Annotated in this window: 25 protein-coding genes and 4 tRNA genes; 23 read left to right on the forward strand and 6 right to left on the reverse strand. The window is 58.6% G+C overall.

Annotation, left to right across the window (positions count from 1 at the left end; translation table 11 throughout):
* Positions 1-760 precede the first annotated feature (760 nt).
* From WH303_RS12975 to WH303_RS13030, 12 genes are all read left to right on the forward strand, one after another.
* On the forward strand, positions 761-1,051 hold the full coding sequence (locus WH303_RS12975; protein WP_339518976.1) for a hypothetical protein: 291 nt from the start codon (positions 761-763) through the stop codon (positions 1,049-1,051).
* Positions 1,052-1,134: 83 nt separating this feature from the next.
* Positions 1,135-1,386: a hypothetical protein gene (locus WH303_RS12980; protein WP_339518978.1), complete on the forward strand. Its 252-nt coding sequence runs from the start codon at positions 1,135-1,137 to the stop codon at positions 1,384-1,386.
* 62 nt (positions 1,387-1,448) lie between these two features.
* Positions 1,449-1,772 (forward strand): hypothetical protein, encoded by a 324-nt coding sequence (locus WH303_RS12985; protein WP_339518980.1) that lies wholly within the window; start codon positions 1,449-1,451, stop codon positions 1,770-1,772.
* A 345-nt stretch (positions 1,773-2,117) separates the two neighbouring features.
* Positions 2,118-2,351, forward strand: coding sequence for a hypothetical protein (locus WH303_RS12990; RefSeq protein WP_339518981.1), 234 nt, complete (start codon positions 2,118-2,120; stop codon positions 2,349-2,351).
* Positions 2,348-2,608 carry a hypothetical protein gene (locus WH303_RS12995; RefSeq protein ID WP_339518982.1) on the forward strand — a complete coding sequence of 87 codons (261 nt, stop codon included), beginning with the start codon at positions 2,348-2,350 and terminating at the stop codon, positions 2,606-2,608. Before WH303_RS12990 ends, WH303_RS12995 begins: the two co-directional genes overlap by 4 nt.
* A gap of 120 nt (positions 2,609-2,728) precedes the next feature.
* On the forward strand, positions 2,729-2,932 hold the full coding sequence (locus WH303_RS13000; RefSeq protein WP_339518984.1) for a hypothetical protein: 204 nt from the start codon (positions 2,729-2,731) through the stop codon (positions 2,930-2,932).
* Positions 2,929-3,093 carry a hypothetical protein gene (locus WH303_RS13005; RefSeq protein ID WP_339518985.1) on the forward strand — a complete coding sequence of 55 codons (165 nt, stop codon included), beginning with the start codon at positions 2,929-2,931 and terminating at the stop codon, positions 3,091-3,093. The genes WH303_RS13000 and WH303_RS13005 overlap by 4 nt, the downstream gene beginning before the upstream one ends.
* A 95-nt stretch (positions 3,094-3,188) precedes the next feature.
* A complete protein-coding gene (locus WH303_RS13010) occupies positions 3,189-4,268 on the forward strand; it encodes a hypothetical protein (RefSeq protein ID WP_339518987.1) in 1,080 nt (359 codons plus the stop codon).
* A 9-nt stretch (positions 4,269-4,277) separates the two neighbouring features.
* A complete protein-coding gene (locus tag WH303_RS13015; RefSeq protein WP_339518989.1) occupies positions 4,278-5,051 on the forward strand; it encodes an ERF family protein in 774 nt (257 codons plus the stop codon).
* Complete coding sequence (locus WH303_RS13020; RefSeq protein ID WP_339518991.1) at positions 5,048-5,695, forward strand: lambda exonuclease family protein; 648 nt, start codon at positions 5,048-5,050, stop codon at positions 5,693-5,695. Before WH303_RS13015 ends, WH303_RS13020 begins: the two co-directional genes overlap by 4 nt.
* Before the next feature lie 9 nt (positions 5,696-5,704).
* Positions 5,705-6,187: a single-stranded DNA-binding protein gene (locus WH303_RS13025; RefSeq protein WP_339518993.1), complete on the forward strand. Its 483-nt coding sequence runs from the start codon at positions 5,705-5,707 to the stop codon at positions 6,185-6,187.
* A 30-nt stretch (positions 6,188-6,217) separates the two neighbouring features.
* Positions 6,218-6,622 carry a hypothetical protein gene (locus WH303_RS13030; protein ID WP_339518995.1) on the forward strand — a complete coding sequence of 135 codons (405 nt, stop codon included), beginning with the start codon at positions 6,218-6,220 and terminating at the stop codon, positions 6,620-6,622.
* On the opposite strand, the gene WH303_RS13035 is transcribed toward WH303_RS13030, so the two are convergent.
* Positions 6,619-6,870: a hypothetical protein gene (locus WH303_RS13035; RefSeq protein ID WP_339518997.1), complete on the reverse strand. Its 252-nt coding sequence runs from the start codon at positions 6,868-6,870 to the stop codon at positions 6,619-6,621. The genes WH303_RS13030 and WH303_RS13035 overlap by 4 nt on opposite strands.
* 78 nt (positions 6,871-6,948) lie before the next feature.
* Here WH303_RS13035 and WH303_RS13040 point away from each other — a divergent pair, with 78 nt between their 5' ends.
* The 11 genes from WH303_RS13040 (at position 6,949) to WH303_RS13085 (ending at position 11,792) form a co-directional block, all read left to right on the forward strand.
* Complete coding sequence (locus WH303_RS13040; protein WP_339518999.1) at positions 6,949-7,815, forward strand: hypothetical protein; 867 nt, start codon at positions 6,949-6,951, stop codon at positions 7,813-7,815.
* Positions 7,815-8,156 carry a DUF6527 family protein gene (locus WH303_RS23750; protein ID WP_445228282.1) on the forward strand — a complete coding sequence of 114 codons (342 nt, stop codon included), beginning with the start codon at positions 7,815-7,817 and terminating at the stop codon, positions 8,154-8,156. Before WH303_RS13040 ends, WH303_RS23750 begins: the two co-directional genes overlap by 1 nt.
* Positions 8,157-8,345: 189 nt before the next feature.
* The gene (locus tag WH303_RS13045; protein WP_339519001.1) at positions 8,346-8,600 is read left to right on the forward strand and encodes a hypothetical protein; all 255 of its coding nucleotides are present in this window, start codon (positions 8,346-8,348) and stop codon (positions 8,598-8,600) included.
* Positions 8,601-8,798: 198 nt separating this feature from the next.
* Positions 8,799-9,191: an HNH endonuclease gene (locus WH303_RS13050; RefSeq protein WP_339519002.1), complete on the forward strand. Its 393-nt coding sequence runs from the start codon at positions 8,799-8,801 to the stop codon at positions 9,189-9,191.
* Positions 9,188-9,466, forward strand: a complete 279-nt coding sequence (locus WH303_RS13055; protein ID WP_339519003.1) for an ASCH domain-containing protein — start codon at positions 9,188-9,190, stop codon at positions 9,464-9,466. Before WH303_RS13050 ends, WH303_RS13055 begins: the two co-directional genes overlap by 4 nt.
* Positions 9,463-9,693, forward strand: coding sequence for a hypothetical protein (locus tag WH303_RS13060; protein WP_339519004.1), 231 nt, complete (start codon positions 9,463-9,465; stop codon positions 9,691-9,693). Before WH303_RS13055 ends, WH303_RS13060 begins: the two co-directional genes overlap by 4 nt.
* Entirely contained in the window at positions 9,690-10,229 is a 540-nt protein-coding gene (locus tag WH303_RS13065) for a hypothetical protein (RefSeq protein WP_339519005.1), read from the forward strand. Before WH303_RS13060 ends, WH303_RS13065 begins: the two co-directional genes overlap by 4 nt.
* Positions 10,222-10,527, forward strand: coding sequence for a hypothetical protein (locus WH303_RS13070; protein WP_339519006.1), 306 nt, complete (start codon positions 10,222-10,224; stop codon positions 10,525-10,527). The genes WH303_RS13065 and WH303_RS13070 overlap by 8 nt, the downstream gene beginning before the upstream one ends.
* A complete protein-coding gene (locus tag WH303_RS13075) occupies positions 10,524-10,787 on the forward strand; it encodes a hypothetical protein (RefSeq protein WP_339519008.1) in 264 nt (87 codons plus the stop codon). Before WH303_RS13070 ends, WH303_RS13075 begins: the two co-directional genes overlap by 4 nt.
* A 415-nt stretch (positions 10,788-11,202) precedes the next feature.
* Complete coding sequence (locus WH303_RS13080) at positions 11,203-11,514, forward strand: hypothetical protein (RefSeq protein ID WP_339519009.1); 312 nt, start codon at positions 11,203-11,205, stop codon at positions 11,512-11,514.
* 44 nt (positions 11,515-11,558) lie between these two features.
* On the forward strand, positions 11,559-11,792 hold the full coding sequence (locus tag WH303_RS13085; RefSeq protein ID WP_313333546.1) for a helix-turn-helix transcriptional regulator: 234 nt from the start codon (positions 11,559-11,561) through the stop codon (positions 11,790-11,792).
* Here WH303_RS13085 and WH303_RS13090 read toward each other — a convergent pair.
* The 5 genes from WH303_RS13090 to WH303_RS13110 all read right to left on the reverse strand — a co-directional run bounded on the left by WH303_RS13090 (position 11,789) and on the right by WH303_RS13110 (position 13,599).
* Positions 11,789-12,763 (reverse strand): tyrosine-type recombinase/integrase, encoded by a 975-nt coding sequence (locus WH303_RS13090; RefSeq protein WP_339519013.1) that lies wholly within the window; start codon positions 12,761-12,763, stop codon positions 11,789-11,791. The two genes, WH303_RS13085 and WH303_RS13090, sit on opposite strands and share 4 nt — an antisense overlap.
* Positions 12,764-12,963: 200 nt before the next feature.
* Positions 12,964-13,052, reverse strand: a tRNA-Leu gene (locus WH303_RS13095).
* Positions 13,053-13,292: 240 nt separating this feature from the next.
* Positions 13,293-13,368 (reverse strand) — tRNA-Gly (locus tag WH303_RS13100).
* A 40-nt stretch (positions 13,369-13,408) separates the two neighbouring features.
* Positions 13,409-13,484 (reverse strand) — tRNA-Gly (locus tag WH303_RS13105).
* Positions 13,485-13,523: 39 nt separating this feature from the next.
* Positions 13,524-13,599: transfer RNA gene (locus tag WH303_RS13110), tRNA-Gly, on the reverse strand.
* Positions 13,600-13,601: the final 2 nt, after the last annotated feature.

Consider the following 13,601-nt stretch of genomic DNA (forward strand, 5'->3'; position numbering starts at 1 on the left):
AGCGCAGCTAGTTGCACCAGGCGATGGGTGTGAAGTGATCGAGCTAACTCCCCTTCTTTAACAAAAGAGAGTTTGAAGCACGTCGTGAGACACAAGGCGCCCCGATGAAATTCCGGAACGCGCTGCGACTTGACCGCCCCGAAGCGGTCGATGGTGCACATACGGCGCAGATAGTGATCTGCATAAAGCTGCCAGAGCGAAGCTGGACCCGAAAGGGGAGATGCCAGCAACCCCCTTGCGAGAGGAGCAGGGGCGATACACACAAGGCTTCAGCGAGGCCTTGTTTCTATCGGCTTCCCTTACCTAGTCCTGGCAATCCTCCTTGGAGGGCGAGCCCTGGAGACTTTCGAACACGAGCTGTAAGGCGCTCCCAGCTGCCATTGCGGGGGTCTGTTGATTTGGCCTTCTGCTTGAGCTTGCGTGTAGCCCTACGGGCGTCCTGTACTCGTTGGGCCGCACTTTGAAAAGTGTAGAAGACATGGCTCAACTCCCTGTTCTTCTTGATGAGAGCTCCAATCTGCTCGCGAGCAGCAGAATCCCCGCGACTCGCCTTTAGGTGCAGGTCGTAGAGGTAGTTGATCGAATATCCGCTGCTGCAGATTATTTGAGAGGCTTTTGATCCGATGCTCATCTGGTAACTATTAGTCACATACCTCAGTTCTCATATTGGGGTTTTCTAGTAACCAGCCAACCCCGGTTTAGCCGGGGGAGAAAACCAAAGCGCTCCATCGGGAGCGTTTCGTTTTTCTAGGGAGTAGCAATGCTAGATCACGGAGTACTGAATGTTCCGTTGGCTAAGCGCGGGAACATCGACAACCAGCTTGACCGCTACAAGCGTGAGCAGGCAATCGCAAAGCGCAACGAACTCGATGCTAGGAAGGCCGAATTCGACGCCAAAAAGGCCAAGGCCTTGGCCCTGGTCGCCCAGCTATCTGATGAGCGCGCCAAGGAGTTAATGGAGAAGCACAAAGTGACCCGCAAGGAGCTTGATGAGGTGCTCAAGTCCATCGCCAGAACGAAGCCCGATGCATTCCTGCGGCGCGGCATCTAACCGCCGGCGCTCCCCTCTGGGCGACATCAGAGGGAAATCACAAGCGTCACGGGTTGGCGCTTTTGCTTTTTCAAGGAGATGCAATGTACGACTTTGAAGCTCTAGAGCTTGCCTGCCGAGTGGTTGGCGTTGATCCCGATGCCTCTGATCTCGATGAGCGCGACGTGGAGGACAAGATTTACGAAAAATTCGAGGTGAGCATGGAGGGCTTCCAGAAGATCGCGGAGGCCTTGCTGAAATTCACCCCTCCCGTTCAGACAGCTATCACTGAATCATGGGTACAGGGTTACATACACGACCAGTGCTTTATCACGAAGCAGGCAGTCGGCCCCTAACCCCCCAAGCGCCCTACTCAGGGCGTTTTCAATTTATGCGCACAGGCGCGGAAGGATGATAAATGCAATCTAGCAACGTGATGAGCATCAGCGATCACATGGCCGTGACCTGTGACTGCGGATCCGTGAACTTCTCGCTGCTGATGAACGACGGCATTGAGTGCAACAGCTGCGGCAAGAGGCAGCCGATGGAATGGGTTGAGTACGACGCGCACGAGTGCCCGGAGTGCGGCGGAGAAGGAAAGAAGACCGCTTATCACAAGGTCAGCCATCAATTGGGTGCGGATTCGTTGCCCTTCCTTGATGAGTGCGAGGCATGCCAGGGTCTGGGCTGGTGCGGCCCGGATGCTGAGAAGCGTGCGGCCATCGCCAAGGCAACCCCATAAGCACCCCAAGAGCATCATTTCAGATGATTTGATGCTTTGGGTACTCCTCGAAAGAGGGCCATCATTTGGGCGGCGGCGTGGTGCGACGGAGACACGCAAAGAGGAAAGAATGGCACCTCAGAAATCCAAGCCATAAAGGTAGGTAGGTGGCCGCAGACCGCTCTACGTCACAGGATGGCGTGAAGTCGAAACACCTTGCAGGAGTAGCGCCCTGCCCGTCCAAATGATGGTTTTATTCATATAAGCAGCCAACCCTGGCCAATCTATTCACGACCACTCAGCGCAGTTTCTAGAACATTCTGCGCTTTTGCCGCCTACGGGCGGTTTTTTATTTGGGAGATCGCTATGCCTTATGTGAGCGTATGGGTCGATGGTCCAGACCTTACCGAAGCCGACACCGAGGACCTTCTTCAAGAGCTTGAGCGTCGAGGGCATTGCGCTCCCCCTGTCGAGGGAATCGAGCGCATTCAACACCTGATGGACTGCGGGATGTGTCAGTACGCACAAGAAGAGGCGCTGCGCATTGTTGCCGACCAAATTGGCCGCCCCGGAGTTTGGGCCAGAAAGGCGTTGTCATGACTGACTTGTCCAACTATCACGCGCTGGCCCGTGGGCAGGCAGCATGGGACAGCAGAGTCCCTGAATTCGACCCGCCAGCGCGCATGCAGAGCCTGCGGGAGCTACAAGACGAAAACTTCACGCTGCGCGACCAGCTGGCCCAGTTGGTTGAAGAGGCCCGAGACCTGGCAGACACCGCAAACAGAATTCGCTGCTGCACCGGGGATCGGATGCTGCGCCTCTGCAACGAGATCGAGGGGATTGAAGATGACGAGTGAATACGTGTACGTCTATCACGGCCATGTCAGCGCCGCCAATTACCCAACCCGCCAAGCCGCAACTGATGCGGCTTTTTCTTTGTTCTCTGGGCCCGTTGGCGGGCTTGTGGTGAGGCCAGCATGAACGAAGTCGCCATTCGCCGAGCGTTTCTTCTCCAGGCAGACCAGCTTGTAAAGCAGTTCGCTAGTCCACTGAATATTGTGTCAACCGTGTCGGCGCTAGAAGCCGCCATCAACACCATGGTTGATGAGCCAATGCGTTTGCTGCTGGTTACGGCAGACGAGGCGGTTGAAATGAAGGAAAAGGCAGGGATTGATCTATGACCACCACCCCCATGCTGACCATGCCAACCCGAGCACTGTGCCCCGAGCGAGGCCAGAAGAAGAGCCGCTACGTGCCGGCCGTTGCAACCGATGTGAGCAAGACCTTCGAGAAATTTCGCCGGCTGCAATCAATTCACCTCAGGAAAGTAGAAAAGCCGTGAACCTTCTGCATCACGCATTCCTATGGAGCGCCATAACGGCGCTTTCTTTTTTTGCGGCCGCTGTTCGTGCGGGCGCGATTGTTTAAGGGTGACCAATGAAAGAACAGAACACCGACCTCATCGCATTGCCGCCCAGCGAGACGGCGCTGCAGGTCTACAGCACGCCCATGGGCCTGGATCCATTCCTCGCCCAGATCAAGGCCGAGCTGGACGCCTTTGTGCCTGATGTGACCACCAAGAAGGGCCGTGACGCGATTGCCTCCATCGCCTACAAGGTGGCCAAGAGCAAAACGGCGCTGGACAACATCGGAAAGGAGCTGGTGGCAGACCTCAAGGACGTGCCAAAGCGGATCGATTCTGAGCGCAAGCGGGTCCGCGACACGCTTGATCTGTGGCGCGACGATGTACGGCGCCCGCTGACCGAGTGGGAGGAAGCCGAGGAGGCACGAATTGCAAAGCACAAGGGCGCGATTGAATGGTTCGCTCTTGCCGCGCAAATTCGAGCAGATGACCCAGCCATGAATGGCGCCAAGTTCAGTGCTGTTATCAACGAAGTCGATCTGACTGTGGTTGATGAATCATTCGAGGAATTTGAAGCCGAGGCCCATCGAGCCAAGGCAAAAGCCCTTGATGCCCTGACCTCCGCACTTGCTGCCCGGGAGAAGCATGAAGCCGAGCAGGCAGAACTCGCCCGCCTCCGCGCCGAAGCAGCAGCCCGTGAGCAAAAGGAGCGTGAAGAACGCATCGCCCGCGAAGCAGGAGAGCGCGCCCAGCGAGAAGCCGAGGCCAAGGCCCAGGCCGAGCGAGAAGCTGTAATTCGCCGCGAGCAAGAAACCAAGGCTGCAGCCGAACGCCGCGAGCTGGAATTGAAGCTGTCCGCCGAGCGTGCCGAGCGTGAGAAAGCCGAGGCTGTACAGCGCGAGCAGCAGGCCAAGGCTGATGCAGCGCGCCGGGCCGCTGAGGCCGTTGAAGAAGAACAGCGCCGCGTAGCAGCCCAGGCAGCAGCCGAAGCCGCCGAAGCCAAGCGCCGCGAACGCGACAAGGCACACAAGGCCGCCATCAACCGAGCAGCCCTGGAAGCCTTCGTGCAAGGCGGCATGACCGAAGAGTGCGCCAAGTTGGCAGTCACCCTGATTGCCAAGAAATCCATCCCGGCAGTTTCGATTGCCTACTGAAAGCAAGCCATGAACGCAACAACCCATGCAGAGGTTTTGGAGCTTGAGCCTGTCACCCGGCAAGCCTCTCCCCTAGCGACCACCCATTCCACTGCGCTGGCCCCGAATTCCCCAGCCGCGATGATGATGGCGGCATTCGCGCAAGGCATCAGTCCGGAGGAGATCGGAAAGATGATGGATGTGCAGGACCGCTGGGAGCGAAAAGAAGCGGAAAAGGCCTATAACGTGGCCTTCGCCGCCTTCAAAGCCGAAGCGGTGCGCATCGTAAAAGGCCGCAAGGTTACTGACGGTCCGCTACGGGGCCGCGACTACGCAGAGTTGCATGACGTTGTGGATGCCGTAACGCCAGCACTTTCACGCCACGGGCTCAGCGCGTCCTGGAAGTTGACCAAGGACGAGAAGGACTGGATCGAGGTCACATGCTCCTTGAAGCATGTTAATGGGCACTCCGAATCGGTCAGCATGGGCGGCCCGCCCGATACCGGCGGCGCCAAAAACATCCTGCAGGCGCGAGCCAGCACCAAGAGCTACCTTGAGCGCTACACCCTGAAGGCTATTTGCGGCGTGGCTGAGGGCGGTGATGACACCGATGGCGAATCGCCCCCGGCTGCAGTCCCCTTGCACCTGCTTTCGGCCGCCCGGGATGCGGCGATGGGCGGCTGGGCTTCGCTGAGCAAGCACATCAAGGCACTTTCTCCTGAGGACCGCGAAGCACTGGAGCCTGAGAGCTACTCACTCAAGAAGGCCGCCAAGGACGCTGACAAGAAGGGAGCCGCGCAATGATTGAACACGATTACGAGCAAGGCAGCGAGCAATGGCTTGCTGTGCGCAAGGGCTGCATCACAGGCTCCCGCTTCAAGGATTGCCGCGACAAGCTAAAGGGCGGACAGCCGTCTAAAGCATGCATCGGCTATGCCATGGATACAGCTCGGGAGCGAAGTGGTGGCAAGGCGCCGGGCAAGTTCCAGAACGCCGCAATGCGCACCGGCACAGAACAGGAGCCCTTGGCCCGGCGTGCATACGAGCGCCGAACGGGAAATTTGGTCCAGGAGGTGGGGTTCTTCACCACTGAAGACGGCCTGTTTGGGCTCTCCCCAGACGGCTTGATTGACGACGTTGGGGTGTTGGAAATCAAGACCATGGTGAGCAGCGACACGCTCTTTACCGCTGTGGCGGAGGGAGATGTGTCCGGCTACATCGATCAGTGCCTGGGCTATCTCTGGCTCCTGGGCCGCCAGTGGGTGGATTTGGTGCTCTGGGTTCCCGATCTTGAGCACATGGTTATCAAGCGCATCACGCGTGACGAGGACGCAATCGAAGAGTTGGAGTCTGACCTGATGGCCTTCGCGCGACTGGTCGCCGAATACGAAGAGAAGCTGCGCGCCGCGTTGGCCGCTAACGACGAACAGGCCAAGCAGGCCGCATAAGGAAAAAACATGGCAGTTTTGACAGGACTTTTCACGCTGGGCCGTGATGCTGAAACCCGCGTGACCCAAGGCGGCACCACCGTCGTACAACTCGCAGCGGCCTATAACTATGGCCGAAAGGGAGATGACGGCAAGCGCCCTACCCAATGGGTGCGTGTATCGATGTTCGGCAAGCAGGCCGAGTCACTGGCCCAATACCTCCTGAAGGGCAAGCAGGTTTCGCTGATCGTCCGCGATCTGCACATTGCCACCTTCCAAAAGAGCGACGGCAGCGAGGGTTTCGCACTGGAAGGCGTGGCCGACTTTGACGATTTCGCCCGCGATGGCAATCGCCAGGAAGCAGCGGCACCAGCTCCCCGGCCGGCCCCGGCACCAGCGCCACGCCCAGCTCCGGCACCCCGCCAAGGCGGCGGAGGCTTTGAAGATATGGTCGACGACATCCCGTTCATCGACCCCATGCGCCGCAGCCTCCGTCTGTATTCAGTGATCTAACCCAGGACCGCCCAAGAGGCGGTTTTTCTTATGGCCCAAAACAGATTGGTAATCACCCCTGAGATGGAGCAAAGATTGCGAGAGCTTCGCGCCAGTGGGATGTCGGTCCGCGTTGCTGCGGCGGAGCTGGGCATTTCCAAAAGCACCGCAGCAAAACGGATGTCGCAGATACCCAAGGGGGAGGCCCCAAAGCCTCCGAAGGTGGTCAAAGCCTCAAAGGCTCCGAAGCAGCCTGGGCCTCACCAGCAACTGCAGGTCACGCTCAAGCAGGCCGGCGTCAATCTCCCAGAATCTGCCGAGATCATCACCCCGGCAACCGTCGAGGTTCAGCGCCATATCTGCATTCCGCCCGACTATGCGCCCATCTGCGCTGCGTCGGTGCAGGGCCAGTACACAGGCGCAGGCCTCACCTACCGGGGCCAGGCCAAGCGTTAGCCCAGTGGCACCCGCGTGCCGTCCTTGGCGACCAGCACGTTGCTGTCGCCTAGCACCAACTTGACACCCAGCAGCGTTGGCACCGCCTCAGTGGAAGGCGGGCTACCCAACCCCTTGCGCACGATGTTGCGGGTCTCGATGAAGTCTTTCAGAGAGACACCATCAAGCTCGATGCACTGAGGGTAGGCGTTGTCATGTTGGGACCAGTGCGCTCGAATGGCGTTGGTCATTGAATCGAAAAGCGTCATAGCGCCAAGTCTACCGCCCCCAGTGGTCCCCTATTCACAGCCCGCCCTGAGCGGGCATTTCCATTTCTGGAGCCCAACATGGCTGAAAACAACTCTTCCGCTCCCCTCAAGACTGCCGAGGGGGCTGCAACGCTTTGGTGTGTGCACGTTACAGGCGCTGATGATGTGCACCCAATGCCATCCCGCGAGGTGGCGCTAGAAGAAGCAAACGCCCTGAATACCTCGATTTGCCGTATCAAGCGTCAGGACATTGACCCGGTGCTGATCGCAGTGGTTGCTGAGTGGCCGCATTCCGCTGACTCGCATGCGGCCGGCTTGGCGATCCGCGACGAATGCCTGCGGATGCGAGGCGGGCTTGCAGCAGTGGAAGCACAGGCAGCGCCCGTAGCAGTGGCCTACGGCGACGGATTTATGGAGGCTATCAATGAAATGGATGGCCTGTATGAAACAGAACCGCTGGCCACCCCAGCCCTTCCAGCTACCGAGGATTCCTCGGCAGGTGACCTGGCAGAGGTGCAGGCCGAGCCGGTTAGCAGTGACCCAGTTGCTTGGCACAGCAAGCTGTACGGCACCTGCTGGATGCACAAACAGCCATACCACCTGGACGCAGGAACACATTTCTTCGTGCGCGGGAATCCTAATCCAGTTGCCACTGTACTGAGTGGCGCTGCAATTCAGTGGCATACGGGCACTGCTGCGTTTGAGCACGGAACATTCTTCTACACAGCACCCCAGGCCCAGCCCGCTGATGCGCTGGATGCGGAGACGATCAAGAAAGCTGCGCGCTACGAATGGCTGCGCGCGCAGGGGATGCTGCTGGATGGCTCTGGGCACCCGAATTTCTGGCGATGCATGGCATTGCTGGGCGGCACCTTCTCGTGTGGAGAGAATGCCGATGACACTATCGACGCCGCCATGGCTGCAGCCCAGGAAGGCGGCCAGTGATGCGAGCAAAACCAGTGCGGCTAATTCGGGGCGTTGGCTACGAACCTTGCTCTCCAGGCCAGGCCGACCATGTGACGCTCAACATACCCGGCCCCACGGGGCAGCTCACGCTTCCCATTATCCGAAGCGGGACGCGAGATGGAACCGGCTGTTGGACATGGAACGGTAGCACCGAGGCTCCAACGCTGCGCCCCAGCGTGCTTACGGAGGGGCATGACTTCAGGTGCCATTCCTGGATCAACGATGGAGAAGTTCAGTTCCTGGACGACTGCTCACATGACCTGCGAGGGAAGACAGTGCCACTGCTGGACTTTGACGCCCAACAGAGGGAGGGTCAATGATGCGCAAATTCAAAACGGGCGGTATCAGCACATGCTTTCACTGTCACAAGCAGCTTGTGCGCATACGAGGCGGATTTATCTTTGCCATCGTCACAGACCCTGACAACCACGAACTGCGCGTTCATAAGGACTGCGTAAAGCACGCGATTGGCGATGGCTACCGGGCCCAACCACAGGAGGGCCAGCCCAATGCCTGACATCTGGCTGCTCGTGTTCATCTCCAGAGGGCTGATCGGTGCCGCTGGCGACGCCATGCCGCTGGAGCAGTGCGAGTCTCGGGCCCGCGACCTGGCCCCTGACCTCTCCCATGTGGTGTGCATCAACACCCACGACCCATCTTGCCGGATCTACCGGGACCGATCTACCAACCTCGCCCAGTGGCAGCAGGAGCTTGAACAGCGCTGCCGGCGGCGGGTCAAGCAACAGAAGGACAGCAACCAATGATCCCAGTTGAACACGAAGACGTGGATGAGTTGAAGAAGTGGGGCATGGGCCTCGCCTTCATAAAAGAGCACTGTGCACTCTGCAAGGCCCCAACCCGCTGGTGGCACAAAAAGACAAACACGCCATGCTGCCTGTCTTGCGCTAAGACGCGCTCTGTCTCGGACTTGATGACAGCCCAGGCCAAGAAGGAGGATTGAGATGACCCTAAACAAAGCAAAGCGCGCCGCTCTTCGGGAAAAGTTCGGCGGCCGGTGCGCATACTGCGGGCAGCCGCTGGGCGAACGCTGGCATGCCGATCACATTGAACCGATTGTGCGCAACGACTGGCTGAAGGTCCCCAGGGGACCCGACTACCCCCACCGCGACACGCTGGAGAACATGAACCCAGCATGCCCGCCCTGCAACATCGACAAGCATTCCATGAGCCTGGAAAGTTGGCGCGACATCATCCAGCGGAGCAACGATGTGCTGCAGCGCGATGTGAGCACATTCCGCCGCGCCGTGCGCTACGGCCTCGTGCAGCTCACCAGCTCACCGGTGACCTTTTACTTTGAACGGCTGGCCGAGCCCGCCCCCAAGGAAGCACCATGAGCGCGCTGCACCTGCCGCTCAAGCGCGAATACTTCGAGGCCATCCGCGCTGGCACCAAGCCCGAGGAGTTCCGGCTGTGCACGCCGCATTGGGCCAAGCGCCTGGAGAGCCGCGACTATGACCAGATCATCCTGACGCTGGGCTATCCCGCCCGCGACGACCACGCCCGGCGCTTGGTGCGTCCATGGCGTGGATACACCATCAAAACCATCACCCACCCGCACTTTGGCACAGAGCCAGTGCAGGTTTACGCCATCGATGTGAGGGCACCATGACCGACAAGAGCCAGATCGCCTGCGGAATTTTTCACGATATGCATTCGCCAGGGAATGATGTAAGCGGCTGCTACCTGCCAGATGGTCACGACGGGCCGCATGAGTACAAGGACGAGAAGGGAAAAGCTTGGTGCTGGGAAACCGATCTGACCTGCGACTGCTCTCACTGCAGGCGCTGCGAGGGCGATTACTGCACCGAATACTGGGCAAAGGAACAAACACCATGACCGACAAGACAGAAGCACAGTCCGAAGCGCTGGAGCTGGCCGACCGCCTGATCGGCAACGCAGAAATAGACGAGTGCGAGGGCTGCAACCCTGTTGTGGTTGCCCTGGAGCGAGCGGCCGCCGCCGAACTGCGCCGCCTGCACGCCGAGATACAGCAGCTCAAGGCCCAGCTATCAGCGCGGCAGGCTGCGCCGGATGGGCAGGTAGATGCGGCTCGCAGGCGTCTGGCTGAGGCCTTACCGCAAGCTGCTGACTGCTTTCACCCTCTCTACATTGAAGGTTTTAAGTCCGGCCATGCAAAAGGACGTGTGCGCGGAGAGCGCGCAACTTTGCGCGAGGTTGGAGCCTTCGCAGAAGCCATCCTGGCCGCCCCTCCCCCACCTGAGCGGGAGCCGCTGACTGATGAGCAGATTGAAAAACTTCGGAAAGACACCTTCAGTACAGACAACCCCTTCTGCCCTTGCGACAGAAAAACAATGCAGAAAGCCGTCAGGGCCGCAGAACGGGCACACGGAATAGGAGCCACCAATGATTGACCGAGACACTGTGATCGCCTTGGCAGCTAAAGCAGGCATGAAAGCTGCCGCCTCCTCAAAAGCAGTCAATGCGATCTTCAACACTGTCCCAGTCGTTTGGCTTGAGAAGTTCGCCAGTTTTGTCATCGAAGTCGCGGCAGCCGAAAAGCAAAAGGCCGTTCTGGCCGAGCGCGAGGCGTGCGCCGCCGCCTGTGAACAGTTGGCCGGCATGGCCGCCACTAAAGAGAGCGGCGCCTACTGGATGCGTATGGACTGCGCCTCTACCATCCGCGCTCGCGGCACTGGAGGTGAGGGATGACCGCTCGCACCATCAAAACCATGTACGACATCCCCAAGCTAACCGCAGATGAGTTTGTCCGGTTCATCCCTGATCTGATCGCATGGCACTCCGTAGCGCATTCCATTGCTGAGTTGGCTGATTGCCCAGTAGACGACCTCAATGTCAATGCGCTGATCTGGACTGACGATGGGCGACCTGGCGTTGTCACCTCTATCAAGCTGGGCGATCAAGAATTGCTTGAGCAACCAATCGCAAAGGACACCAATGACAACCCCTGACCCAAGCCGTGAGGCAGACCGCTGGCAGCCAATCGAGACTGCACCAAGGGATGGCACTCAGTTTCTTGTTTACCGGCCACTCGCCCACGTCACACACGACGCCAATATCAAGATTGTGAAAGGCACTCCGCACAACTATGGATGCTGGGAGGCCACGGTCCCGCCCGGCTATTCCCTGGAGAACTTCACGGATGGAGCTTGCCGCGCAACCCATTGGCAGCCCCTCCCCGCAGCCCCAGGCTCTTCCCGAACGGGAAGAAATGACCAGGCAAAGATGGAAATTGCCCGAAATCTACCCGATCGGTAACTATGACCACCAAACGCTCCCGCAAATGGGGTGACAAACGAGCACCCCTCCCCGAACAAGACGAACCCGAGCCCCGCAACTGCGGGGTTCTTCATTTTGGAGATTGATATGCAACACCTGAAAGAACTAGCGGCCATGACCGCCGTGAACGAGCAACTCCGCAAAGGCCACTGGAGCATCTGTTGCATTGACAGCGCTGCACAGCTCTTGGACGTGAGCGCTCGCGGAGAGGCCTATGACATCCTCCGCGCTCTGCATTGCGTCGATTACAACAAGATGCCGTCAGAGCTGCGCGCATCAATCCCTGACTTGATCAAGCAGTGCTTGGGAATCGAGCCCGTCTACCAATTCCAGTCGATGCAGAAGGAAGTGATCGACATCAGTCCGGCTCGAAGGATGCTGAAGGCTATTGGACTTTGACCCGAGCCCCGCCAATGAGCGGGGTTCTTTTTTGGAGAACTGATATGAGTGAAATCGAAGCACTCCAGAAGGAGGTCGCCCGCCTGACTGATGCTGTGATCTTGATGGCCCAGAACAAAGGCGATCGGCTCAGCACAGTGCAAGTCACAGAACGCGTTGGCCGGTGCCGCCAGACAGTGATGGCCATGGTCCGCCGTGGCGACTTCCCCGAACCCTGCAACGACGGCCGCTGGCTGCTCGCCGAGGTTCTCGAGTGGGAATCAAAGAAGAAGGCCTAGCCAAGGCGCGCTGCTATGTCCCCAGCCTTGGGGTTGTAGTAGACCAGCGCTTGGTCCATCCTGGACCATCCAAACATCTTGCACAGGTCCATGACTGCCTGCTGTGCTGGCATGCTGCCGCTGCGCATGCGGCCAGCGATCATCGTCGCCGCCGTATGCCGGCTGTCATGGAACGTGAACCCCGAGAGTCCAGCACGGACCCGATACTTGCGGAACATCGCGTCCAGGGATTGAGCAGTAATCCCGAACACTTTCTCCTCATCCCAGCCGCGCAGCCGGGTGATGAGCATCTTTGCCCGTGAACTCAGTGGAACTTCACGGCGCTTCCCATTTTTGGTGATGTGCAGAATCACATGATCCTCTCGCACATCCTCCCACTTCAAATTACACAACTCCCCCGCCCGCATCCCCGTGCATAGAGCCATAGCGAACGCCATAGCTACTGCTTGCCGAACACTCCGGACAGGACCACTGGAGTAGTCAAGCGCTCGCATCATCTTGACTATCTGGACGCGCGATATGACTACCTCGCGATGGTCAGGCTCAGCAGGCCGGCGAACGTCGCTCATGGGATTTGCCGAGATCCACCGCCACTCCCGCCTTGCCGTCGTCATAATGGACGAGAGAAGGTTCATATCCCGCAAAACTGATCCGCGCGCCCGAATCTTGAGCCGAGCATCGCGCCAAGCTGTCAAATGGTCCGGGGTCAGGTCGGCCAACTTCACATTCGAGGGGAATGCCTCATGCTGCAGAATGGCATTGATGCGGATGATTTCCTTGTCACCGCCGCGCTTGGTTGGAGAAACCTCTTCCCCATAACGTAGCATCGCCTGCTTTAGCGTCTTGATGGTGCCGGTTTTGCCTTGTTGGCGCGCCGTGCTTTCTACTCGAGTGCGAGCCAGCCAGTCGTCGGCCTCTCGCTTAGTTGAGAATGTGCCACCAACACGCTTGCCATCTAGCTGGTACTGCACTCGCCATGTGCCCTCAGCAGTTTTCCTTGGCTTTCCCATCCCCAGACCTCCCGTGCATTCGCCCGTGCATTTCCCGTGCAGCCAGCTTCACGGACAATCACTTTTGGCAGTTAAAACGGGTTAGATGGTATCCGCTAAAGCTTGAAATTTCACGGCTTTCACTCTGCGAAGTTAAATCCGGTGAAAGCAAATCATGTTGATGGTGCCTCGAGCCGGGATCGAACCGGCACGCCACTTTCGCGGCACGGGATTTTAAGTCCCGGGTGTCTACCAATTTCACCATCGAGGCACGCAGCCTGCCATTCTAGCTGCTCCAGATACGCTGTTGGACGAAGACAGCGGCAGATCGTGGCTGAGCGCAACGCTGCAGCGATGATTGCAAGCGCTGGTGTAGCGCATGAAGACAGAGAAGAAGGAAGCTGCGAATCCTGCGCGACTCGCAGGCTCGCGGTGGCAGCGAGCTCCGGCAAGCAGAAAAGCCGAAGCTGAAAAGCAAAAAAGAGCCCTGAGGCTCTTTTTCGCAATGTGTTGGAGCGGGAAAACGGGTTCGAACCGTCGACCTATACCTTGGCAAGGTATCGCTCTACCAACTGAGCTATTCCCGCAAAAACCAGCATGAACGGATCCACACCAGCTTTGAAACACTGGAGCGGGAAAACGGGTTCGAACCGTCGACCTATACCTTGGCAAGGTATCGCTCTACCAACTGAGCTATTCCCGCAAAAACTAGCATGAACGGATCCACACCAGCTTTGAAAACTGGAGCGGGAAAACGGGTTCGAACCGTCGACCTATACCTTGGCAAGGTATCGCTCTACCAACTGAGCTATTCCCGCAC

The sequence above is a fragment of the Comamonas sp. MYb69 genome, from assembly GCF_037479315.1.
In the GTDB taxonomy this organism is placed as follows: Bacteria; Pseudomonadota; Gammaproteobacteria; order Burkholderiales; family Burkholderiaceae_C; genus Comamonas.